Origin of the sequence: Bacillus sp. JNUCC-22 (genome assembly GCF_018861275.1) — a bacterium.
Taxonomy (GTDB): domain Bacteria; phylum Bacillota; class Bacilli; order Bacillales; family Bacillaceae; genus Bacillus; species Bacillus velezensis.
In genome coordinates this window covers 940,810-961,691 of sequence record NZ_CP076408.1, presented here as the reverse complement: position 1 = coordinate 961,691, position 20,882 = coordinate 940,810, and the positions used below count along the sequence as shown (strand labels likewise).

The 20,882-nt window shown below is 47.4% G+C and carries 21 protein-coding genes; 10 read left to right on the top strand and 11 right to left on the bottom strand.

Annotated elements, in window-relative coordinates; genetic code table 11:
* Positions 1 to 5: 5 nt before the first annotated feature.
* Together JNUCC22_RS04925 and JNUCC22_RS04920 are read right to left on the bottom strand one after the other, a co-directional pair.
* Positions 6 to 1,121 carry a mechanosensitive ion channel family protein gene (locus JNUCC22_RS04925; protein WP_032874303.1) on the bottom strand — a complete coding sequence of 372 codons (1,116 nt, stop codon included), beginning with the start codon at positions 1,119 to 1,121 and terminating at the stop codon, positions 6 to 8.
* A 158-nt stretch (positions 1,122 to 1,279) separates the two neighbouring features.
* Positions 1,280 to 1,384: a YhdX family protein gene (locus JNUCC22_RS04920; RefSeq protein ID WP_003155299.1), complete on the bottom strand. Its 105-nt coding sequence runs from the start codon at positions 1,382 to 1,384 to the stop codon at positions 1,280 to 1,282.
* A 169-nt stretch (positions 1,385 to 1,553) separates the two neighbouring features.
* Between JNUCC22_RS04920 and JNUCC22_RS04915 the strand changes: the two genes are divergently transcribed.
* From JNUCC22_RS04915 to crcB, 3 genes are read left to right on the top strand one after another with little or no spacing between them, the layout of a single operon-like run.
* The gene (locus JNUCC22_RS04915; protein WP_007610342.1) at positions 1,554 to 2,270 is read left to right on the top strand and encodes a glycerophosphodiester phosphodiesterase; all 717 of its coding nucleotides are present in this window, start codon (positions 1,554 to 1,556) and stop codon (positions 2,268 to 2,270) included.
* 1 nt (position 2,271) lies between these two features.
* Complete coding sequence (locus JNUCC22_RS04910) at positions 2,272 to 2,667, top strand: fluoride efflux transporter FluC (protein WP_032874298.1); 396 nt, start codon at positions 2,272 to 2,274, stop codon at positions 2,665 to 2,667.
* Entirely contained in the window at positions 2,664 to 3,023 is a 360-nt protein-coding gene (gene crcB / locus JNUCC22_RS04905; RefSeq protein WP_151295580.1) for a fluoride efflux transporter CrcB, read from the top strand. Before JNUCC22_RS04910 ends, crcB begins: the two co-directional genes overlap by 4 nt.
* Before the next feature lie 13 nt (positions 3,024 to 3,036).
* On the opposite strand, the gene JNUCC22_RS04900 is transcribed toward crcB, so the two are convergent.
* The 3 genes from JNUCC22_RS04900 to JNUCC22_RS04890 form a co-directional block, all read right to left on the bottom strand.
* The gene (locus JNUCC22_RS04900) at positions 3,037 to 4,425 is read right to left on the bottom strand and encodes a hemolysin family protein (RefSeq protein WP_061581862.1); all 1,389 of its coding nucleotides are present in this window, start codon (positions 4,423 to 4,425) and stop codon (positions 3,037 to 3,039) included.
* Positions 4,426 to 4,655: 230 nt separating this feature from the next.
* Entirely contained in the window at positions 4,656 to 5,900 is a 1,245-nt protein-coding gene (locus JNUCC22_RS04895; protein WP_042635016.1) for a beta-ketoacyl synthase N-terminal-like domain-containing protein, read from the bottom strand.
* A gap of 32 nt (positions 5,901 to 5,932) precedes the next feature.
* Positions 5,933 to 7,117: a pyridoxal phosphate-dependent aminotransferase gene (locus JNUCC22_RS04890; protein ID WP_216062178.1), complete on the bottom strand. Its 1,185-nt coding sequence runs from the start codon at positions 7,115 to 7,117 to the stop codon at positions 5,933 to 5,935.
* Positions 7,118 to 7,296: 179 nt separating this feature from the next.
* Here JNUCC22_RS04890 and JNUCC22_RS04885 point away from each other — a divergent pair, with 179 nt between their 5' ends.
* Entirely contained in the window at positions 7,297 to 7,722 is a 426-nt protein-coding gene (locus JNUCC22_RS04885; RefSeq protein ID WP_007409263.1) for a Cu(I)-responsive transcriptional regulator, read from the top strand.
* Positions 7,723 to 7,783: 61 nt separating this feature from the next.
* Complete coding sequence (locus JNUCC22_RS04880; protein ID WP_007409264.1) at positions 7,784 to 9,118, top strand: hemolysin family protein; 1,335 nt, start codon at positions 7,784 to 7,786, stop codon at positions 9,116 to 9,118.
* Positions 9,119 to 9,163: 45 nt separating this feature from the next.
* On the opposite strand, the gene JNUCC22_RS04875 is transcribed toward JNUCC22_RS04880, so the two are convergent.
* On the bottom strand, positions 9,164 to 9,763 hold the full coding sequence (locus JNUCC22_RS04875; protein WP_007409265.1) for a lysophospholipid acyltransferase family protein: 600 nt from the start codon (positions 9,761 to 9,763) through the stop codon (positions 9,164 to 9,166).
* 240 nt (positions 9,764 to 10,003) lie between these two features.
* Here JNUCC22_RS04875 and sigM point away from each other — a divergent pair, with 240 nt between their 5' ends.
* Genes sigM through JNUCC22_RS04860 form a run of 3 tightly spaced genes read left to right on the top strand, consistent with a single transcriptional unit; the run spans position 10,004 to position 11,839 of the window.
* Positions 10,004 to 10,495 (top strand): RNA polymerase sigma factor SigM, encoded by a 492-nt coding sequence (gene sigM, locus JNUCC22_RS04870; protein WP_003155312.1) that lies wholly within the window; start codon positions 10,004 to 10,006, stop codon positions 10,493 to 10,495.
* The gene (locus JNUCC22_RS04865) at positions 10,485 to 11,561 is read left to right on the top strand and encodes an anti-sigma factor (RefSeq protein ID WP_087920756.1); all 1,077 of its coding nucleotides are present in this window, start codon (positions 10,485 to 10,487) and stop codon (positions 11,559 to 11,561) included. Before sigM ends, JNUCC22_RS04865 begins: the two co-directional genes overlap by 11 nt.
* Positions 11,549 to 11,839 (top strand): anti-sigma-M factor, encoded by a 291-nt coding sequence (locus tag JNUCC22_RS04860; protein WP_003155315.1) that lies wholly within the window; start codon positions 11,549 to 11,551, stop codon positions 11,837 to 11,839. Before JNUCC22_RS04865 ends, JNUCC22_RS04860 begins: the two co-directional genes overlap by 13 nt.
* A 36-nt stretch (positions 11,840 to 11,875) precedes the next feature.
* Here the strand turns inward: JNUCC22_RS04860 and JNUCC22_RS04855 are convergent, their stop codons facing one another.
* The 4 genes from JNUCC22_RS04855 to JNUCC22_RS04840 all read right to left on the bottom strand — a co-directional run bounded on the left by JNUCC22_RS04855 (position 11,876) and on the right by JNUCC22_RS04840 (position 17,135).
* The gene (locus JNUCC22_RS04855) at positions 11,876 to 13,231 is read right to left on the bottom strand and encodes a sodium-dependent transporter (protein ID WP_012117177.1); all 1,356 of its coding nucleotides are present in this window, start codon (positions 13,229 to 13,231) and stop codon (positions 11,876 to 11,878) included.
* A 114-nt stretch (positions 13,232 to 13,345) separates the two neighbouring features.
* Positions 13,346 to 14,749 carry a branched-chain amino acid transporter BcaP gene (locus JNUCC22_RS04850; RefSeq protein ID WP_007409268.1) on the bottom strand — a complete coding sequence of 468 codons (1,404 nt, stop codon included), beginning with the start codon at positions 14,747 to 14,749 and terminating at the stop codon, positions 13,346 to 13,348.
* Between the two features lie 333 nt (positions 14,750 to 15,082).
* Positions 15,083 to 15,952 (bottom strand): SDR family oxidoreductase, encoded by an 870-nt coding sequence (locus tag JNUCC22_RS04845; protein WP_007409269.1) that lies wholly within the window; start codon positions 15,950 to 15,952, stop codon positions 15,083 to 15,085.
* Positions 15,953 to 16,031: 79 nt separating this feature from the next.
* Complete coding sequence (locus JNUCC22_RS04840) at positions 16,032 to 17,135, bottom strand: citrate synthase/methylcitrate synthase (protein ID WP_032866195.1); 1,104 nt, start codon at positions 17,133 to 17,135, stop codon at positions 16,032 to 16,034.
* 109 nt (positions 17,136 to 17,244) lie between these two features.
* Between JNUCC22_RS04840 and JNUCC22_RS04835 the strand changes: the two genes are divergently transcribed.
* Positions 17,245 to 18,120 (top strand): transcriptional regulator CitR, encoded by an 876-nt coding sequence (locus JNUCC22_RS04835; RefSeq protein WP_007409271.1) that lies wholly within the window; start codon positions 17,245 to 17,247, stop codon positions 18,118 to 18,120.
* A 68-nt stretch (positions 18,121 to 18,188) separates the two neighbouring features.
* Here the strand turns inward: JNUCC22_RS04835 and JNUCC22_RS04830 are convergent, their stop codons facing one another.
* Positions 18,189 to 19,013, bottom strand: a complete 825-nt coding sequence (locus tag JNUCC22_RS04830) for a C40 family peptidase (RefSeq protein ID WP_007409272.1) — start codon at positions 19,011 to 19,013, stop codon at positions 18,189 to 18,191.
* A gap of 459 nt (positions 19,014 to 19,472) precedes the next feature.
* On the opposite strand from JNUCC22_RS04830, the gene JNUCC22_RS04825 reads away from it, so the two are divergent.
* Entirely contained in the window at positions 19,473 to 20,852 is a 1,380-nt protein-coding gene (locus JNUCC22_RS04825; RefSeq protein WP_108725077.1) for an alkaline phosphatase PhoA, read from the top strand.
* The last annotated feature ends 30 nt before the right edge of the window (positions 20,853 to 20,882 follow it).

The following is a 20,882-nucleotide window of genomic DNA, read 5'->3' as shown; positions in this document are numbered from 1 at the left end:
GCCTGTTATGCCCGTTCTTTTTCTCCGGAATGATCCTTCACATGAACCGGATCATCGTGGCTTTTCTGTTTTACGAATACATTCTGGCCCGGATAGGCGAATTCCACGCCTTCCTCAGCAAAAATATCAATAATCCGGCGGTTGATATCCTGCCGCACGTCCAGGCTTTCCGCCCAGACGATGGTCTTTGTGTAAAAGTTGAAAAACAGATTGTAATAGCTGTCCGCAAACACGTCAAAGTTAACCATAATCGTATCATCATGCACGCCTTCATGTTCACGAAGCATTTCTCTGAGCCTTGTGATGCACCGCTCTAGACGATCAATCGGCGTCGCATAAGAAACACGAACGGAAAACGTGACCTGGCGCTTCGTCATCCTCGTCCAGTTTGTGATGGCTTCCATGGACAGCGTTGAATTGGGTACGGTAACAAGCGCCCCCTGCGCCGTGCGGAACCTTGTGCTTCGGAATGTGATATCTTCAACGCCCCCCGTCACAGATGACGTCTCGACCCAGTCACCGATCGTAAACGGCTTTTCCGTAATGATGATAATGCCGCCGAAAAAATTGCTGATCGTATCTTTAGCCGCAAGCGCGAAGGCCAATCCGCCAAGTCCGAGTCCGGCCACGAACCCGTTTACATCATAATTGAATTCCTGCGCGATCACACTGACGCTGAGCGCAAGAATGACAAAGCGCAGCACCTTGGATAAAAACGGCGCCAAAATGTCATCCATATCAAGCTCAAAGCGCTGATTGACTTTATGAAATAAAAACGAAGACGCCGATGTCAGATTGCAAAGCCCCCAGGCGATCAGCGCAACGATCAGAGAGCGGTACAATTTTTTGACAATGTCCATCTGCCCGTCTAAAAACGGCGAATACTCAATCGCCAAAAACAGACCCAGCGCCGCGAAAAACCATCTGGCCGGCTTGTCAAACGCTACGGCAATCTGCTTGAATATGTCGGTTTTCGGCTTGTTCGCCAATTTGTAAATGAGCTGAAAAAAGTATTTGACAAACAGTTTTCTCAAAACGAGAAAAGCCGCTAAAATTCCGATGCTGATACTGATCTGCGAAATATGGTCAAGCGTAAAAAAGCTCTGAAATTGTGTCATCATGGCATGCTCCTTTGTCTTGTCGAAAATCTATTATACTAAAACATTCGGACATCATCTTCTTTTAATGTCTAGGCAGCCTGAAAAACCCCGGCATCAGAGCACAGCCGGGGTTTTCACACATTCGTTCATCTTTCAGCCAGATACAACAGGGTCAGGCACTATTTCTTCTTTGATTGTGTCTGTTTCAGGAGAGTCGCTTTTTGGATTTCAGCATCGGTTTCGGCCTTAATTCTTTCTTCCACTTTCAATCTCCCTTTTCCCATGATCTCGCCTCCTTTTTGCCATTATAAATCATCAATGCGGATTGTAAACCGAAAAAAGCACTATTTTTATTCCAAAAAAATACTGTTTTGCACATTCACCAGTTTGAATCGTTGTGCATATACGAATCTGATATAATAACAGAAATGCCCATGAGGGGAGCTGACAAGCTTGTATACCATCGCTCATCGCGGCGCCTCCGGTTACGCGCCCGAAAATACATTTGCGGCATTTGATATCGCTGCCGAAATGAACGCTGATTTCATTGAGCTTGACGTCCAGCTCACAAAAGACGGTCAGATTGTCGTCATCCATGATGACAAAGTCGACCGGACGACGGACGGCTCCGGTTTTGTAAAAGATTTTACGCTGAAGAAGCTGCAGTCTCTGGATGCCGGCAGCTGGTATGGGGCTGAGTTTAAAGGGGAGCGGATTCCCCTGCTCGAAGAGGTTCTGAAGCGTTATCATTCTGAAATCGGATTTTTAATTGAACTGAAGGGGCACGTTTCTCAAGTCGGCCTTGAAAAAGCAGTCGGCCAGCTGTTAAGCAGGTTTTCCTTTTCCATCCACCCTATCGTTCAATCATTCAGCCTCAAGTCGATTCAGACCTTTCACGGCATGTATCCGTCCGTTCCGACTGCAATTATTGCAAGACCCAGCTTTGGGATGTTTTCCAAAAACCAGCTGAACGCCTACAAATCAGCCGTAAATTATGTCAATATTAAATATACCCGTCTGAATCGGTTCTTGATTTCCACCGCTCACAGACACGGCCTGAAAGTATTTGCCTGGACGGTCAGAAATCAAAAGACGGCCGAAAAGCTGCAAATGATGGCAGTTGACGGCATTGTAACTGATTTTCCGGATTTTATTTCTAAGGATGGCTGATATGAAACAATACATCGCAATTTTTATCGGAGGCGCGCTTGGCGCTTTGCTCCGCTTTGAAATGAGCGCGCACATTCACAGCGGTTCTTTCCCGGCGGCCACTTTCCTCGAAAACGCGGCGGGAAGCCTTTTACTCGGTCTTATTACGGGTTATTTCATCATTCGGGCTAAACGCCCTCTTTTGACCGCCTTTTTAGGAACCGGTTTTTGCGGAGGTTTCACGACGATGTCAACCTTCGCAAAAGAAACCATTTTTCTGCTGCAATCGTCTCCCGCAGCGGCTTTTTGTTATGCTGCCGCGACTTTATTCGCTGGTCTTGCCCTTGCATACGCCGGCATTTTTTGGGGACGGCGGATTGCCCTTCACGCAGCAGGAAGGGGGCATGATACACCATGACGATTGTCCTGATGCTTATCGCAGCGGGTATCGGAGCGGTATTACGGTCTCTGCTGGGTAAAACAATTTCAGAAAGAACAAAAGGTTTTCCGATTCCGCTTGGAATGGCTGCGGTCAACCTGCTCGGCTCCTTCGGCCTCGGCATGTTCACCGGCCTGGGCCTGGATAATCCTTCCGCCGGCATCATCATCGCGACAGGCTTTTTCGGTGCGTTTACGACCTTTTCCACGTTCAGTATTGAAGCCGTGCAGCTGATGATGAACAACCGCATAAAGGAAAGCCTGCTCTACATCGCTGTTTCAGCAGCCGGAAGCCTTTTGGCGTTCTGGTGCGGCTTTGTTATGATATCCATTTAAAAAAACCTTGAGCTTATTTTTCGCTCAAGGTTGCGTTATGAAGCATGACCGTTTCAGGCACGGGCAGCTGGCGGTTTATTGTTCCCTGACCGCCCGGGCGGCCCTGTTCTTCTTTGAGTTCAAGCTGTTTAATAAACCGGCCGTCCATTTCTAATATGAGGGCAGTGTATCCCCCGATTTGTATCGACTCACCCGCACAGATGTCAATATTCCGTTTCAGCACAAGACCGCCGATCGTGTCGACTTCCTCTTCAATCCCTGCGCCGAGAAGATGATTCACCTGATCAATCCGAACCTTTCCGTCCAGCACATAATGGCGTTCGGACAGCTTTTGAATCTGCGGCTGTTCGTCCTCATCAAATTCGTCTCTGATATCGCCGACGATTTCTTCAAGGATGTCTTCGGTCGTCACAAGACCGGACGTTCCGCCGTATTCATCAGACAATATCGCCAAATGAATCCGTTCTCTCTGCATTTTTATCAGCAGGTCGTGTATCGGGATCGTCTCGATGACTTCAATCACCGGGCGGACGTAAGACGTGATGGATACCTCCGCTTTTTCATCTTCTGTCATAAACAGCAGATCTGAAAAGAGATGCTTCGTATTGATCATGCCGATGACACTGTCTTTGTCCCCGTCCGTTACGGGCCAGCGCGTATATTTGTCTTTCAGCATCATATCAAGCATTTCCGGAACGTCCATATCAGTGGAGACAGCCGCAATTTCTTTTCTCGGGATCATGATTTCCTTGGCGATCCGATTATCAAAATCAAAAATTTTATTCACAAACGTATATTCAGACGGATTGATTTCTCCGTTTTTTAAACTTTCTGACAGCAGGATCCGCAGCTCTTCTTCAGAGTGGGAGCCTTCATGCTCAGATGCCGGCTTTAATCCGGCCAAACCGGTCAGAATTCTCGCGGAGCCGTTCAGCACCCAAATAAACGGGAACATGAACACGTAAAATAACCGAAGCGGTCCGGCAATCCATAACGTCAGCTTTTCCGCTTTTTGAATCGCAACCGTTTTAGGCGCAAGCTCACCGACGACGACATGCAGAAACGTAATCAGCCCGTACGCCGCAGCAAAAGCAATCACATGCTCAGCAGAATCCGGCAGCCCCATGCCCTGAAACACAGGATGAAGCATCCGCTCAAATGCAGGCTCTCCCAGTACGCCGAGCCCGATGGATGTGAGTGTAATGCCAAGCTGCGAGGCGGATAAATACTCATCAAGATCCGTAATGATACGCTTTGCGAGCACCGCCCGTCTGTTCCCTTCTGAAATGAGCTGATCGATTCTGGATCTTCTCACTCTGACGATCGCAAATTCACTCGCCACGAAAAATGCCGTTAACGTAATGAGCACACCGATTAAAATCAAACTGTCAATATCGTCCATTTCACCTTATCCCGAATTGAAGGATAAGGACGTCACCTCCTGATTTCATCGTTTTTTCTTAAGCGAGAGGAACGAAATGGGTGATTGACTACACAGAGGGCCCCATCCTGCCACCTCCTAAGTCAAAGCATGATTGTCATTTGTATAGTTTATTGTATCACAACTCCATTCTTTCATCATTTTCAGATTTTTTATCATATAAAAAACAGCCTTCAAAAAGAAGGCTGCCGTTATCTGCTCCGGAAATGATTTTCTAAACAAAGCGCCGTATTAATCCCCCCGAATCCCATGCTTAAGCTTAACGCATGGTGTACGGTATGGGCGCTCGGCCCGTCGGTCACCCACTGAAATGAATCGTCAATCGGCTCCGTTAAGTTTCGGATCGGATGAAGCTTGTTTTCCCGCATTTGCAAGAGAGCAGCAATGATTTCCACCGTTCCGGCCGCACTCAGACCGTGTCCGGTAATCGATTTTGTCGCATTAATCCGCGCGTGCGACAGGCCGCTTTCAGAAAGCGCCCGGCATTCAGTCTTATCACCGATCGGCGAACCGGTGCCGTGCGGGTTGATGTAATCGATCTCTTTTGCTGAAAGACCGGCCCGCTCCAGCGCCTGGCGGATCACCGTCATTTCGCCCTCTGCTGAAGGATTCGGGTTGCGGTTCGCATCAGAAGCCATCCCCCAGCCCTTTAAGCCGGACCACGATCGTGCGCCCCTCTCTTCGGCAGATTCAGCGCGTTCCAGCACAATCGCCCCGCACGCCTCTCCGAATATAAACCCGTCCGTATGCCGGTCAAACGGGCGGCAGGCGGCTTCAGGCCGTTCAGCGTATGTATCAGTGCCCATCGCTCCCAAAGAACGGAGAGCATGACACTCCATGTACGACAGATCGGCCAGCGCCCCGATCACGATGCACCGGTCAAACAGGCCGCCTTTGATTCCTTGAGCAGCCTGAATAACCGCCGCCTGGCCGCTTGCCGACGCGCCGCCGACCGTAAAGGCCGGCCCTTTTATCCCGAATTGCTCCGTACAAAGCCCCGACAAATCACTATCCATAAAAGAAAGCCCGTATGTCGGATTTACAAATTGCGGCGTTTCACCGTTTTTCTCAAAGGCCTGCAGCAATTCGCGCTGCGTCATATTCGAGCCGCCGATAATCAGACCGGTGCGGCTGTGATCAGCGCCGTCTAATTGAGCGTCATGCCACGCTTCATATAAAGCGATAAGCGCCGTCTTTCCCGATAATGCGGCCCTTCGGTACAAGCGCTTCGACAGCGCGTCCGGCGGCGTTAATTCGCTAAGCTCCGCGCCGATAAACGAACTGCCTTTCTGCCGGCCGGGCCGTTTCATCACATCAAAGGCGTGCCGCCCCTCCATAAGCGCATCGAGAAACGCCTCCTTGCCTTGTCCGACCGCGGTTAAGACTCCGATTCCTGTAATGCTGATGTCTGACGTGCCATTATTACTCCTCGACATTTGTCCGTTCTCCCATCTTTATGTATTGGAAGCTATGAAGAAAAATCTTGATACAGTGCTTTGAAAATATCGCGTGACTGTCTGATCTGTTCTGAAGGCACGCTGAAAGATAATCGGAAATAGCCGCTTTTTCCAAATCCGCTGCCGGGTACGATCAATAGTTTGTATTTCTGTGCGGCATGCATGCAGAACGCCACCTCGTCTTCAATCGGTGATTTCGGAAAGACGAAAAAGCCTCCTTTCGGCATTTCAAATTCGAAGCCGGCTTCTGTGAGGATGTCCACCATAAGGTCTCTCCGCTTTCTGTAAGGTTCAGCATCAATCGAAAGATCATCCATTTTCGCCACGGCGCGCTGCATCATGACCGGAGCGTTCACAAAGCCGAGCGTCCGGTTGCAGAAAACGAACGCATCCGTCAGAAGATCGCCCTCAGGCATTTGGGCGTCTGCCGCGATATACCCGAGCCTTTCCCCCGCAATGCCGAGATCTTTACTGAACGAACTGACTAAAATCACGCGGTGATACGCCTGAAACGGATTCGCCTGCTCTTCTCCATAGATCAGCTGGCTGTACGGTTCATCAAATAAAATAAATATGCTTTGGCCGTTCCGCTCTTCGGCTTCTTTTAATAAGGCGCCTAATTCGTTAAGGTTTTTCTGGCTGAGCACAGTCCCCGTCGGATTATGCGGCGTATTAACGATCAGTCCTTTCGTACGGGGGGTGATCGCACCTTTAACCGCTTCAATATCAATCTCAAATGAGTCAGTCAGCGGGCAGATGACGGGTCTGCCGCGGTAATTTTCAACATACGCTTTATATTCCGCAAAATAAGGCGAAAGAAGGATGACTTCTTCCTCCGGGTTTAAAATGCTCTTCAGCGCGACATTCAGCGCCCCGCCGGCTCCGACCGTCATGACTGTATGCCTGGCGGAAATTTCTGTCTGAAACCGCTCTGACAAAAAGCGCGCAACCTTTTCTCTCGCCTCCGGAAGCCCCTGGTTTTGTATGTATCCGTGCCGCCCTATTTCAGCCGCTTCGCAAAGCGCCTTTTTAAATGTTTCAGGCGGCTCCGCAACCGGATTTCCTATCGAAAAGTCAAATACCTTATCGGCGCCGAACTCTTTTTTCAGCCGAGCGCCTTCATCAAATAGTTTGCGTATCCATGAACCTTTCTCCAGATTCTGTGTCACTTCCCGTGATAAACCGGCCACTGTCATCTGTCCCTTCTGTCTTTTTCTTCCGTTTCTATTTACAATGATTATGAAAGATTTACATGGCGCAGTCAACGCTTTTTCAGACAGCCCGCCGCGCCGTTTCAGGAGAAAGACGGAAAACAATAAACTTGTGCAAACTCCCCTTCATATATTAAACTATTCTCATAACTATAACGTGATGGTTGGGGAGGGATTTAGATGGGGCTGAGACTTATCGCATCAGTGAATTAGCAGAGCTTGCCGGTGTAACGAAACGCACGGTGGATTACTACACAAACCTCGGGCTTTTAAAGCCTGACAGGTCTTGTTCGAACTATCGTTACTACGATACACTTGCACTTAATCGGTTAAAGTTTATAGTCGCTTGTAAAAAGCAGCGATTGGCCCTGTCTGATATAAAAGATCGACTGGAGAACCAGTTTCCCTCTTCAGCCCTGCCTGACGATATTGGAAATCTGGCATCGGAAATTGATCACATGAATCAAAACATCTCCGTGATCTTGAATCGGTTTGAAAAGCTTGAACCAGAGGAGCGCGCCCAGCTGAAAAAAAGGCTGGCTCCTGAAAAGCTTGCAGTGCTTCAATCATTTATGCTGCTGTTAAGTTAAACCATTATCTTACTAACAGGAGGTGTTACCTTCATCTTCCCAAAAGAAGTGAAGGTTCTAATTGGACATTGTGAATTTGATTTTAGTCGCGGTTTTAATCGCGCTGACGGCATTTTTCGTAGCATCTGAGTTTGCGATAATCAGAATCAGAGGCTCACGGGTTGACCAGCTTATAGCAGAAGGAAATAAAGCCGCAATCGGTGTCAAAAAAGTGACCACGCATTTAGATGAGTATTTATCGGCGTGCCAGCTCGGCATAACATTGACTTCCATCGGTCTTGGTGTCTTAGGCGAATCAACGATTGAACGCTTGCTTCATCCGCTTTTCACAAAGATAAACGTACCAAGCTCATTATCGCATATTATTTCATTTATTCTCGCCTATGCGATCATTACATTCTTACACGTGGTCGTGGGAGAGTTGGCGCCGAAAACAGTCGCCATCCAGAAAGCGGAAGCCGTTTCAATGCTGTTTTCGAAACCGCTCATTTGGTTTTACCGCATCATGTTCCCGTTTATCTGGCTTCTGAACAACTCCGCCCGTCTTTTAACGAAGGCGTTCGGTCTTGAGACGGTGTCTGAAAATGAGCTTGCCCACTCTGAAGAAGAGCTGCGCATCATTTTATCGGAAAGCTATAAAAGCGGTGAAATCAACCAGTCTGAATTTAAATACGTGAACAAAATCTTTGAATTTGACGACAGACTTGCAAAAGAAATCATGATTCCGCGTACGGAAATCGTCAGTCTGCCGCATGATATCAAAATTTCTGAAATGATGGACATCATTCAGATTGAAAAATATACCCGGTACCCTGTCGAAGAGGGTGACAAAGATAATATTATCGGCGTTATTAACATTAAAGAAGTGCTGACCGCCTGCATCAGCGGCGAAGTATCAGTCGACTCGCCGATTACCGATTTTGTTAATCCGATCATCCATGTGATTGAGTCGGCACCGATTCACGATCTGCTTGTAAAAATGCAGAAGGAACGGGTTCATATGGCGATTCTGTCGGATGAATACGGCGGAACCGCGGGGCTTGTCACCGTTGAAGACATTATTGAAGAAATCGTCGGGGAAATTCGTGATGAATTTGATATCGATGAAATCAACGAAATCCGTAAACTCGGCGACGGCCATTACATGCTTGACGGCAAGGTCCTGATTGATCAAGTGAACGAACTCCTCGGCATCCATTTGGAAAATGACGAGGTCGACACCATCGGCGGCTGGTTCCTTACCCAGAAATACGACGTCGAACAATACGACTCGATTATCGAAGAAGGCTGTGAATTTATCATTAATGAAATTGACGGCCACCACGTCGCATATATCGAAGTGAAAAAACTGGCGTTTGATGAACTGCTGGAAACCGCCGAACAAAAAGAAGCATAACAAAAAAGCTTGCGCGTCTGATACAGACGGCAAGCTTTTTTTCATTTACAGTTGTTCAAGTTTTTTCTCAAGCTCTTTAATTCTGGCATTCAGCTCTTCTGTCATGGCCGCAAGCCTCTCCTTCGGCGCAAGATCGGAAAAGTCCTCCAAAAAAATCGGCTCGCCGATAATAAGCCGCATTTTTCCCTTTTTAAACAGCGCTTTTCCCGTAGACGGCCCTTTATATGCGGCCGGAACGAGCGGCGCTTTTCCCATTTGGGCGATGGTCACGGCCCCTCTTTTCAGCGGGACGTCTTCAGATGTTCTCGTGCCGCTCGGAAAAATCCCGACAATCTTTCCTTCCTTCAGAAGCTTAATCGGCGTTTTAATGCTGCTTGGGCCCGGATTTTCACGGTCAACCGGGAACGCGTGAATCTTCTTCAAAAAACGTCCGATCCACTTTTTCTGAAACAGCTCTTTTTTCGCCATATAATGAATCTGATGGGGCAATATCCCGACACCGAGCGTGAGGACGTCCACCCAGCCCGCATGCGTGCACGCGATAACGAATCCTTTATCAGACGGAAGATTCTCTTTATTGTACACTTTCACTCCTCCGCGCAGGGATAGAATGCATTTGATGGCATTTGCACAAAACTTATACATAACGCACTTCCTTTGTTGTAATGATCAAAAGTGTTCTCTCTCTCTATTATAACAATATTTTTTATTACCTGGTACTAATAATTATATTTTTCCTCCGCCGATCTCTATCTTTTATGACGGATTTTGGGTACTATAGAGAAATGGTGTTTGATGAGGTGAAAATGAATTTAAGCCGTTTGCATGGAACGTGCAACTTTAAACCTTTCTTATGCGTGTATAACATAGAGGGGAGAAAAGGCAGTGACGATCGATGAAATTTACCAAATGTATATGAATGATGTTTACCGGTTCCTGCTCTCCATGACAAAAGACAAGCATCTCGCTGAAGATTTGCTGCAGGAAACCTTTATGAGGGCATACATACACATTCACTCCTACGACCACAGCAAAGTAAAGCCATGGCTTTTTCAAGTGGCGAGAAATGCGTTTATAGATTATGTCAGAAAACATAAAAAGGAAGTGACCATTTCCGATGACTTAATTGGGAGCCTTTTTCAGACGGCTGTTCAAAGCCCGGCTCATCAGATTGAAATCAAGGAAGTGCTGACAGGGTATATGTCCGAACTTCCCGACAATTATCGGGAGGCCTTAACACTGTATTATTTAAAAGAACTGAATTACAAAGAAGCATCCCATATTATGAATATTTCAGAGGCTAATTTTAAAAGTGTTTTATTTCGTGCCAGACAGCGGCTGAAAGCACTTTATAATAGAGGTGTTAATGATGAATGAAGAATTTAAAAAGCGTTTTTACCAATACAAAAATGGAGAAATGAGCGACCGGGAAATGGCCGCCTTTGAAGAAGAGCTGGAAAAGCTGGAAGTCTATCAGGAGTTGATTGAAAGCGAAATGCAGGACGACCGGGAATGGGACGTCGGCATCAGCCCGGAAAAACAGAAGGCCATTTTATCATACGGAAAACGCAAATCGTATTTGCGGATTTCAGTTCTCGCCGTCATCTCCACTTTGATGATTTTGCCGCTTTGCACATTAGGAAGCTACCTCTATTACGGTCTGGGAGGAAAAGAAAGCACCGGCAATCAATTAATGGAGACCGCGGCAGTGACGGTGGCGACCACAATGCCGAACGTCCTCGTCGATACCTCCGGACTGAAAAGCCAGGTGAAGCTGTTTGGAATGAATACGGAATTTCCGCTGCAAAAGCAGATCGGCACAAAAACGAAATCGGTCGGCGGAGAACGGATTGAAATGTTTTTAGATACGGTCAAATCGCCTGCCGTTAACTACTATGATCTAGACGCGGCACAGGCAAAGCATTATTTCGCCCATCCTTCCGGCTTAAAGGAACGCACGATTGAAAAAGCCGGACAGACATTAAAAAAATTGCCTGAAGGAAGCGTGGCGGAGGTCTATCTTTCTTATGACAGGGCCTACCCTTCTTCTCAAGTATATTCGACTTTTAAAAAATACGATGTGAAGTTTTTATGGAACGCGGTCGAAACGGAGAAAAATCTGAAAGACAGTCCTTATGCCGAGCCGTTAGGATTTCCCGGGAAAGATTCCAAGATGGTGTCCTCTTTCGAAACGCAAGGACAGACAGACCGTGAACAATTTATCAATGCCCTTGAATTTATGTCCCGCCATAAAAAATGGGCGCATGCAATATCGAAACGAAAAGACATGAATCTTGGCAGCCGAATCGACTATGTTGAACATCACGGAATGAACGTATACGGCTCTGTCGTGACGGGGCCGACAAAAGAAATCGAACGTCTGCTGAAAAACAAAACAGTAAAAGCAGCAAACATCGGTGAGGTGGAATTATGGAATTGGTAAGAATTTTTAAAGAGCATAATGTTTTCGGCTGGATATCAGTCGGTACCGCGATTTTGTCGCTGCTGCTTTTGAACGTGGCAATCATCAGCAATGTGACTTTCTATTCTTATCAGATGCTGCCGTTTGCGATGGCCGCCGTGCCGTTCGGCATCATTGAGCTGTTTATTAAAAAAGGCCGGACGGGCCCGGGACTGCTCGGTGTCATTCTCAATCTGTTCGTCATTGTCTGTGTATATACGATCGTTGCCGTTGATACGAATCTGCAATTCGGTTTTTAAACATAAAAACAGGCCCTTTTACGGGGGCCTGTTTTTTTAAAATGAAAGAACGCCGATTAAATGCAGCAATACGACGATGATAGCCAGCGGCACGAGATATTTCAGAAGGAAATACCACACCTGAAAGAAACGATAGCCGATGGCGGAACCGCTTTTCATCTCGGCAAACAGCTCCTGCTTCGGTATTTTCAGCGGGACGAAGATTGATATTAATAAAGCGCCGAGCGGAATCAGCACATTGCTGACGGTGAAATCCGCAAGATCAAAAAACGTTTTTCCGAACAAATGAACATCACCGAGAACACCGTATGATAAACAGGACGGAATTCCGACTAAGAAAATGAGCAGACCGCTTGTCCACGACAGCTTCTTTCTTTTCGTTTCATCACCTTTCCCGACAGTCGCCACGATAATTTCCACCATCGAAAAGGCCGAAGTCAGCGCGGCGAAGAAAAAGACCGCCAAAAAGCTGATAAAAAACAGCGAGCCGAACGGCAGCCGGTCAAACACAGCCGGCAGCACGGTAAACAGCAGTGTAGGCCCTTCATCCGGTTTAAAGCCGAACGAAAAAACCGCCGGGAAAATGGCCAGTCCCGCAAACAGCGTAACGAGCACATTCATCATAACAATGGAACCCGCCGAACCCGGAAGATTTTGGGTTTTCGGAAGATATGAACTGTATGTCACCATGACCGAAACACCGAGCGTTAATGTAAAAAACGCCTGTCCTAAAGCATATAGGATGGATTCCGGCGTCAAATCTTCAAAGTGCGGAACCAATAAAAATCTAATCCCCTCAACGGCATGATCGAGCGTGACTGATCGCAGCACAAGCAATAGAAACAGCACGAATAAAATCGGCATCAGCACCGCACTGACACGTTCAATCCCTTTCTGCACGCCTTTTGCGACGACCGCCACCGTCATGATCATAAATACAAGCTGCGCAATGAGAGTCTGGATCGGATTTTCAATGACCGTCCCGAACACCGTGCCGTACTGCTCCTGAGTGAGCCCGGATAAAGAACCGGTAACGGCTTTTAACACATAAAGCAAAATCCACCCGCCGACAACACTGTAAAAAGACAAAACTAAAAAACAGGCCGCCACACCCACATAACCCGTAAGGTGCCATACCGACTTCGGCGCGGCTTGTTTGTAGGCATCAATCGCATTTGTCTGGCTCCGTCTTCCGAAAATAAATTCACCGAGCAAAAGCGGATAGCCTAAAAGCACGGTAAAGAGGACGAATACAAGAAAAAAAGCGCCTCCCCCGTTCGTACCCGCTACGTAAGGGAACTTCCAAATGGCTCCCAGGCCGATCGCCGAACCGGCAGCGGCCATAATAAATCCTATTTTTGAGGCCCATTGAACCCTTTTTTGGTCAGACACGACTTTCCACTTCCCTTCCGCCCTATATTATCCCTTATTCGCTGCGATAACTTAAGCCCATTTCAATATGTTTCATTATTCCGAAAAATAAAAAGGAGCGGCGGGTGCCGCTCCTTACAAATCCCCGTTTAATTTCGAATGCTTTCTCGAATATAAGAAATAAATCACCAGGCCGATGATCAGCCAGATAAAGAAACGGAATATGGTGGTGGCGCCAAGGTTAATAATCAAAAACACGCAGAACAGAATGGACAATATCGGAATAAAGGGAACCCCCGGACATTTAAAAGCCCTTGGCAGATCAGGCTGTTTCTTTCTCAATACGATAACCGCCACGGAAATCAGGACAAATGCGGCAAGCGTGCCGATGTTCACCAGCTTCGCCAGTTCATCAAGCGGGACGAGCGAGCCGAGTAATGCTGACAGGATGCCGAACACCCATGTCACCACGTGCGGCGTTTTATGCTTCGGATGGACTTTTGAAAGCGCTCCCGGCACCAAACCGTCACGGGACATGGCAAACATCACCCTCGTCTGGCCGTACAGCATGACGAGCATCACCGTTGTCATCCCCAACACTGCGCCGATATCAATAATCCCGGCCACCCAATTCTGTCCGGCCATCTGCAGGACGAGAGACACGGGATGGTCAACGCCTTCAAAGCGGGCAAACGGAACGACGCCCGTCATAATCGCCGATACGGTCACATACAGCACGGTGCAGACGATTAATGAAAAGATAATTCCTTTCGGCAGATCCTTCGCCGGATTTTTCGTTTCTTCAGCGGCGGAAGAGACGGCGTCAAAACCGATAAAAGAGAAGAAAACGAGCGCCGCGGCACTGAAAACACCGCCGAACCCCATCGGTATAAACGGCTGCCAGTTGTGAGGTTTGACATATACGGCCGCAACGGCGATAAACAATAGAACAACCAGAACCTTTAAAATGACCATAATATTATTGACCCGCTTCGATTCCTTAATGCCTAAATAGAGGAGGAATGTAATCGCAAGCACGATAACAAATGCGGGGAGATTAAAGAATGTGACCGTGCCTTTAATGGATCCCGGCGCGGCCGTTAATGCGGTCGGAAGATGAATGCCGAAGCCCGCCAAGAATGATTGAAAATAGCCGGACCACCCGACCGAAACCGCGCTGACGGCGAGCATATATTCCAAGATTAAATCCCATCCGATGATAAACGCGAGAAGTTCACCCAGTGTCGCATAAGTAAACGTGTAGACGGAACCCGAAACCGGGACGCTTGAAGCAAATTCGGCATATGACAGAGCCGCAAATAAACACGCAAGAGCGGCGATGACAAATGAAACGGTCAGCCCCGGCCCCGCCGTGACAGCGCCTGTTCCGGTTAATACAAAAATCCCCGTTCCGATGATGGCCCCTATCCCCAGAAGGGTCAAATCAAAGGCCCCTAACTCTCTTTTCAGCGACTTTTCCCCGCCCGTTGCGGCAAGCAGGTCCTGAATGCTTTTCTTTCTGAATACGCTCCCCTTCATCTGCTTCACTCCTTGTAAATTAATATATGTTAGAATATTCAGATAACAATAGCAATAATGACTAAATTCTTATTTTTCGCATGAAATGTTTCAGCACATCATCCCTTTCTCCTATGTCATATTATAGCGAAAAATATAAAAATGAAAATAACTTTTTTGAAAATTCTATATATTATTTTTAGTTTTCATAAAACAGAACTCAGCGGATTCTCCACTGTGAAATATTAACATTAGTGATTCAGCTGGCGACTTCCATTTTTTGAAAATCGTATTCGTATGTACGTTCAAATAAAAATCCCGCCCTTTTTAAAAGCGCGGGATAAGACTTGCGTATTATGTTGAAATAAATCTGCCGCCATTTACGTGAATGGTCTGCCCCGTCATATAGGAAGATTCGTCTGAAGCCAGAAGCACGTAAGCTCCGGCGTGTTCCGCAGGCTGTCCCGGTCTTCCCATCGGAGTGTCCAGACCATGCTTTTCCACCTTTTCTTCAGTAAACGTTGCCGGAATCAGGGCGGTCCAGATCGGGCCAGGGGCCACCGCATTTACTCTGATCCCCTGATCGGCCAATGACATCGCCATTGAACGCGTAAAGGAAACGATGCCGCCTTTCGTGCACGAATAGTCGATCAATGATGTGTCTCCCTGATAAGCGGTAATAGACGTTGTATTAATGATGGCGCTCCCTCTTTGCAGGTGGGGCAGCACGGCTTTTGTCATATGAAACATAGAAAACATGTTTGTACGGAATGTCTTCTCCAGCTGTTCAGCTGTAATATCAAGAATCCCGTTTTGCGGATGCTGCTCAGCCGCATTATTAACGAGAATATCTATTTTTCCGTAGTGATCTAAGACTTGCCGGACCGCCTTCTGACAATGCGCCTCATCACCGACGTCTCCCGGAATTAACAGGCATTCGGCCTGGTATTCTTCCGCACGCTTTTTCGTTCTCTCGGCATCGGCATGTTCGTCTAGGTACAGGATGGCAAGATCCGCCCCTTCCTTCGCGTAAGCGATCGCAGCCGCTGCGCCGATGCCGCTGTCTCCGCCCGTGATGACGGCGACTTTTCCTTTTAATCTGCCCGACCCTTTTACATCCGGGTCCTCCAAGAGCGGTTTCGGCTCCATGTCTGACTCAATGCCGGGCTGGCGCTTTTGCACCTGCGGCTTTTGTCCTTCCGTCTGTCTGTCCATCGGATTCATATTCTCACACTCCTGCAATTGGTATTACTGAGACGATACCACGCAGTGCGGGGAGTTAAACGGACAAATATGCCGGTAATTAAAGCTGCTGAGCCGTTTCGGGAAAAGCGCCGGTGTATTTCGCAGACGGCCTGTAAATCATGTTGTCAGCGGACTGTTCAAGCACGTGTGCGCACCAGCCTGCCATTCTGCTTGCTGAAAAGGTCGGCGTAAACAAATCATTGTCGACATCAATGGCCTGCATCACAGCCGCTGCGTAAAACTCCACATTCGTATACAGCTTCCGTCCGGGCTTATATTGCTCTAACAGGCGGATGGCTTCCTTCTCCACATAAAGCGCCAAGTCAAGCGACGGATCATTTCCCGCCACCTCTTCAGCCTTTATGCGCAGCGCTTCCGCCCGCGGGTCTTTTGTTTTGTACACCCTGTGCCCGAAGCCCATCAGGCGTTCTCCCCTCATAAGCTTCGCTGCCAAATACGCTTCTGCATTTTCTTTTGTCCCGATGTCTTCAAGCATTTTCGTGACGCCTGAAGGCGCGCCTCCGTGCAGCGGCCCTTTCATCGTACCCAGTGCGGCAGTGACGGCAGACACTAAGTCCGATTCAGTCGAAACGGTGACTCTCGCCGAAAAAGTCGATGCATTCATCCCGTGCTCCATCGCCAGAATCATATACGTCTCAAGCGCTTTCTTTTGGGCTGCGGACGGCTGCCTGCCTGTCAGCATATACAAATAGTTTTCAACGTGTCCGTATCGCGCCTCAGGTGACAACGCTTCCTGCCCTTGTTTACGGCGGTATCTGTACGCAATAATCGTCGGTGTGACGGCAATCAGTTTAATCGCTTCTTCCGGCTTGGGCGGATATGTAAATGAATCTGTGCCCAAACCTGAAACAGCCGTTCTCAGCACCGCCATGTCATCCATTTCATCCGGAAGCGTTTCCAGTAAGTCGATCAAATGTTTCGGAAGCCCGCGCTCGGCTGCAAGTTCTTCCTGAAACGCAAGCAATTGCCGCTCATCAGGAAGCGCCCCGTTCAAAATGAGATACGCCGCTTCTTCAAAACTGGATTGCAGCGCGATATCCTTCGCGTCATAGCCGCGATATATTAAATGCCCCTTTTCTCCGTCAATGTGGCTGATCGCCGTTTCTGCACAAGTAATCCCTTTCAATCCACGATAAATCAATTTCATTCCCCCTTATCCTCTTTCTGTTATTATAGTAAATATAATATTTAAAAAATAATGAATATTTTTAAGGGAATTAATTAAAACTTTTAATCAGAGGAGTGCATCTATGGATTTTAAATGGCTTCACACCTTCGTCACCGCGGCAAAATATGAGAATTTCAGAAAAACGGCGGAAACGCTTTTTTTATCTCAGCCGACCGTCACCGTTCATATAAAATTATTAGAGAAAGAAATCAGCTGCAAGCTGTTTCAGCGGAGCGGCCGGAAAATACAATTGACCGAAGAAGGAAAAGCATACGTGCCGTTTGCCATGAGGCTTTTGGAAGACTATGAAAACAGCATGGCGGAACTGCACAGGGTGCGCCAGGGCTACTCGCACACGCTGACACTCGCTGTTTCGCCGCTTATCGCCGACACCGTTCTCCCGTCTGTCATGAAGCGTTATACAGAGGACAATAAAGAAACCGAAATGACGGTCACCATTTTCGAATCGGAAGAAATCGCCTCTCAAATCAGAAACGGCTCAGCCGATATCGGACTGAGCTGCTTAAAGGTGCAATCATCTTCCCTCACTTGCCGCCCCCTGTACAATGACCCCGTTGTCCTCGTCGCGCCGCCCGGCCGAAAACCCGGAACAGGGAAGGCGGATGAAGTGAAAGACCTGTTCGGACAATATCTGCTTTTGACCCATAACCATCCTGACTATTGGGATGATTTGCTCCGCCAGGTCAGAATACAGTTCCCTTTCGTCAGGACAATGAAGGTGACACAGACGCATATTACGAAACGATTTATTAAAGAGGGGCTGGGTGTCTCATTTCTGCCGCTGTCAGCGGTACGGGCCGAACTCGCCGCAGGCAGCATGATTGAAATTCCGTGCGAATTCGCCCAGATGCCGAGCGCGGGCGCATACGCCATCGCCCTCTATGAAAATGAAAAAAAGAAAACCTTTTTAGATTTTTTATCACATTTTCATTTTTAGGTGAAACAAATGGAGCTCTGTCCCGTCTAAATAAAAAACCCGTTCTGATGAACGGGTTTCTATCGCTGCTAGAATCTTTTCGCGCCCAGGTAGCGCGGTTTCCAGTAGCTGTTATTCAGATCACTTGTTGTGACGCCGTCAGAACCGGCATGGATGAACTTGTTGTTTCCGATGTACACACCCATGTGTGAAGGGCCGGCCTGATATGTTGTAAAGAAGACGAAGTCTCCTCTTGACGGGCTGGACACGCTCTTCATTGAGCTCCAGTATCCCGCAGTGCTCGTTCTGCCGACACTCGTCTGTTTGTTTAACAGGTACCAGATAAATCCGCTGCAGTCAAAGCCGGAAGTCGTTGTTCCGCCCCATACATACGGCGTGCCGATTAAAGATTGCGCATCAGAAATCAGCTTGTTTACATTCAGGCTCGTCTGTGCAGCATTATGGCTGGATGAAGGCTGCTTTGATGACGAAGATCCTGAAGACGTTGAACCGGAAGTTGATCCCTTTACTTTAAGAACTTGTCCGATGCGGATCAGGTCCGTTTTTAAACCGTTTAAACTTTTTAATTGGTTTACCGTCATTTTATATTTATTCGCAATTTTCCAAAGGCTGTCGCCTTTTACGACTTTATATGTAGACGATGATGACTTGCTGCTTGAGCTTGAACCTGAGGATGATTTACCGTTAATCGAAAGCGTCTGACCGATGTAAATGATATCCGATTTTAATTTGTTCTCAGATTTAATGGAATTAATTGACGTTCCGTACCGATTTGAAAGTCCCCATAATGTATCGCCTTTTTTTACCTTAATCGTTTGCGCAGATGCCGCGCCCGCAAACAAAGTCGTCCCCAAAACCACTGCCGTTGTTGCTGTAACAAGTTGCTTTTTCATATTTTCCTCCCTGAATGATTCTATCTATTTTATGTGTCTCTTTTTTAAAGTTTTTATCTGTTTCCTATTATAAGGTTCAATTTCCACTAGAAATAGACTTGACTTCCCGTGACAAATTTCTTACTAATTCGTTTTAGAAAAAAGTTTTTAAGGGTATTAAATATTTCAATTTGATTTCAAACGTGACGAAAAACGAGTCAATTTGTCATGTTTTTTTCCTGTGATCCTCGTATTTTGGAAAAACAAAGCAGTTTATTTTCCAAATAACCCCTTGTTAAAAAAATCCTCGACTTTTTCAAAAAAGTGAATGGTTTTCACTCTTTCTTGAAAACATAACTTTACACCGGAATTTACATTTCTAACAATGTTTCACCTGAAATTTACAGGAGAAACAGGCGCTCTTTACAAACACCCCCTACCATTAGACATGCAGACACGATTAAAGGAGGACGAGTGAGAATGAGTCTATTTAAACAGGTTCGATCAAAACTTCTGCCGGCGGCAGCCGTATCCGTGCTGACAGCCGGTCTGATTGCGGGCGCGGGGCTTCAGCACTCCGAACAGGCTGCGGCAAAAAAACAGCCTGACAAAAACGAAATCAGAAACGTCATCTTCATGGTCGGCGACGGAATGGGCGCTCCCTATATGAACGCCTACCGTTCGGTCATTAACAAAGGAAAGCCTTCGGATGGTATGAAACTGACGGCATTCGATCCCAATCTCACCGGTATGATGATGACTTATCCTGACGATCCTGATTCCAATATTACCGATTCCGCGGCGGCAGGCACGGCAATGGCCACGGGTGTGAAAACGTATAACGCGGCGATCGGAGTCGATAAAAAAGGAAAGCGGGTAAAATCCGTCCTCGAAGAAGCGAAACAAAGAGGGAAATCCACCGGACTTGTCGCAACTTCGGAGATTGCCCACGCCACCCCTGCGGCATTCGGAGCCCATAACAAATCCCGAAAGAACATGGATGACATCGCAAGCAGCTACTTTGATGACCGTATCAACGGAAAACAGAAAGTCGATGTGCTCCTCGGAGGCGGCAAGTCAAACTTTATCCGTAAAGACCGCAATGTAACAAAGGATTTCAAAAAAGCGGGATACAGCTACGTGACATCAAAACAGGAGCTCAAAAAGGATCGTAACAAGAAGATTCTCGGCCTGTTTGCCGATGGCGGACTCGACAAAGCAATCGACCGCTCAAACGCCGTCCCTTCATTAGAAGACATGACAACGGCAGCGATCGACAGGCTGAACAAGAATAAAAAAGGGTTTTTCTTAATGGTCGAAGGCAGCCAAATTGACTGGGCGGGACATGACAATGATATAGTCGGCGCAATGAGCGAAATGAAGGATTTTGAAAAAGCGTATAAAGCAGCGATCGCATTTGCCAAAAAGGACAAACATACGCTTGTCGTTGCCACGGCTGATCATACCACCGGCGGATTGACGATCGGCGCGAATGACGATAAAAACTGGCATGTTGAACCGATTCTTGCCGCAAAAAAAACCCCGGCATTTATGGCTGACCAAATCAAAGCGGGCAAATCCGTATCTTCCGTGCTTGCGCGCTATACAGACCTGAAATGGTCAAAAGCTGAAATCAAACAGATCGAAACGGCCGCAAAACAGAATGCTGACAAGAGCATCTACAAAGCAATCATTAAGCTCTTTAATGCGAAAACCAACAGCGGCTGGACAACCGGCGATCATACAGGCGAAGAAGTTCCCGTTTACGCATACGGTCCGGGAAGAGAGTCATTTACGGGGCTTTTAAACAACACGGACCAGGCCAAAAAGATTTTTCACATCCTGAGACACGGAAAATAAAAAAAGGATGCGGGGGTTTCCCCGCATCCT

Bases quoted from the DNA above. Each gene is read 5' to 3' on its own strand.
- JNUCC22_RS04830 (WP_007409272.1), bottom strand. From the start codon at position 19,013: ATGAAAAAGCAACTTGTTACAGCAACAACGGCAGTGGTTTTGGGGACG.
- JNUCC22_RS04835 (WP_007409271.1), top strand. From the start codon at position 17,245: ATGGATTTTAAATGGCTTCACACCTTCGTCACCGCGGCAAAATATGAG.
- JNUCC22_RS04925 (WP_032874303.1), bottom strand. From the start codon at position 1,121: ATGATGACACAATTTCAGAGCTTTTTTACGCTTGACCATATTTCGCAG.
- JNUCC22_RS04825 (WP_108725077.1), top strand. From the start codon at position 19,473: ATGAGTCTATTTAAACAGGTTCGATCAAAACTTCTGCCGGCGGCAGCC.
- JNUCC22_RS04850 (WP_007409268.1), bottom strand. From the start codon at position 14,749: ATGAAGGGGAGCGTATTCAGAAAGAAAAGCATTCAGGACCTGCTTGCC.
- JNUCC22_RS04900 (WP_061581862.1), bottom strand. From the start codon at position 4,425: ATGGACGATATTGACAGTTTGATTTTAATCGGTGTGCTCATTACGTTA.
- JNUCC22_RS04845 (WP_007409269.1), bottom strand. From the start codon at position 15,952: ATGAATCCGATGGACAGACAGACGGAAGGACAAAAGCCGCAGGTGCAA.
- JNUCC22_RS04920 (WP_003155299.1), bottom strand. From the start codon at position 1,384: ATGGGAAAAGGGAGATTGAAAGTGGAAGAAAGAATTAAGGCCGAAACC.
- JNUCC22_RS04875 (WP_007409265.1), bottom strand. From the start codon at position 9,763: ATGTATAAGTTTTGTGCAAATGCCATCAAATGCATTCTATCCCTGCGC.
- crcB (WP_151295580.1), top strand. From the start codon at position 2,664: ATGACGATTGTCCTGATGCTTATCGCAGCGGGTATCGGAGCGGTATTA.
- JNUCC22_RS04890 (WP_216062178.1), bottom strand. From the start codon at position 7,117: ATGACAGTGGCCGGTTTATCACGGGAAGTGACACAGAATCTGGAGAAA.
- JNUCC22_RS04895 (WP_042635016.1), bottom strand. From the start codon at position 5,900: ATGTCGAGGAGTAATAATGGCACGTCAGACATCAGCATTACAGGAATC.
- JNUCC22_RS04910 (WP_032874298.1), top strand. From the start codon at position 2,272: ATGAAACAATACATCGCAATTTTTATCGGAGGCGCGCTTGGCGCTTTG.
- JNUCC22_RS04860 (WP_003155315.1), top strand. From the start codon at position 11,549: ATGGAATTGGTAAGAATTTTTAAAGAGCATAATGTTTTCGGCTGGATA.
- JNUCC22_RS04865 (WP_087920756.1), top strand. From the start codon at position 10,485: ATGATGAATGAAGAATTTAAAAAGCGTTTTTACCAATACAAAAATGGA.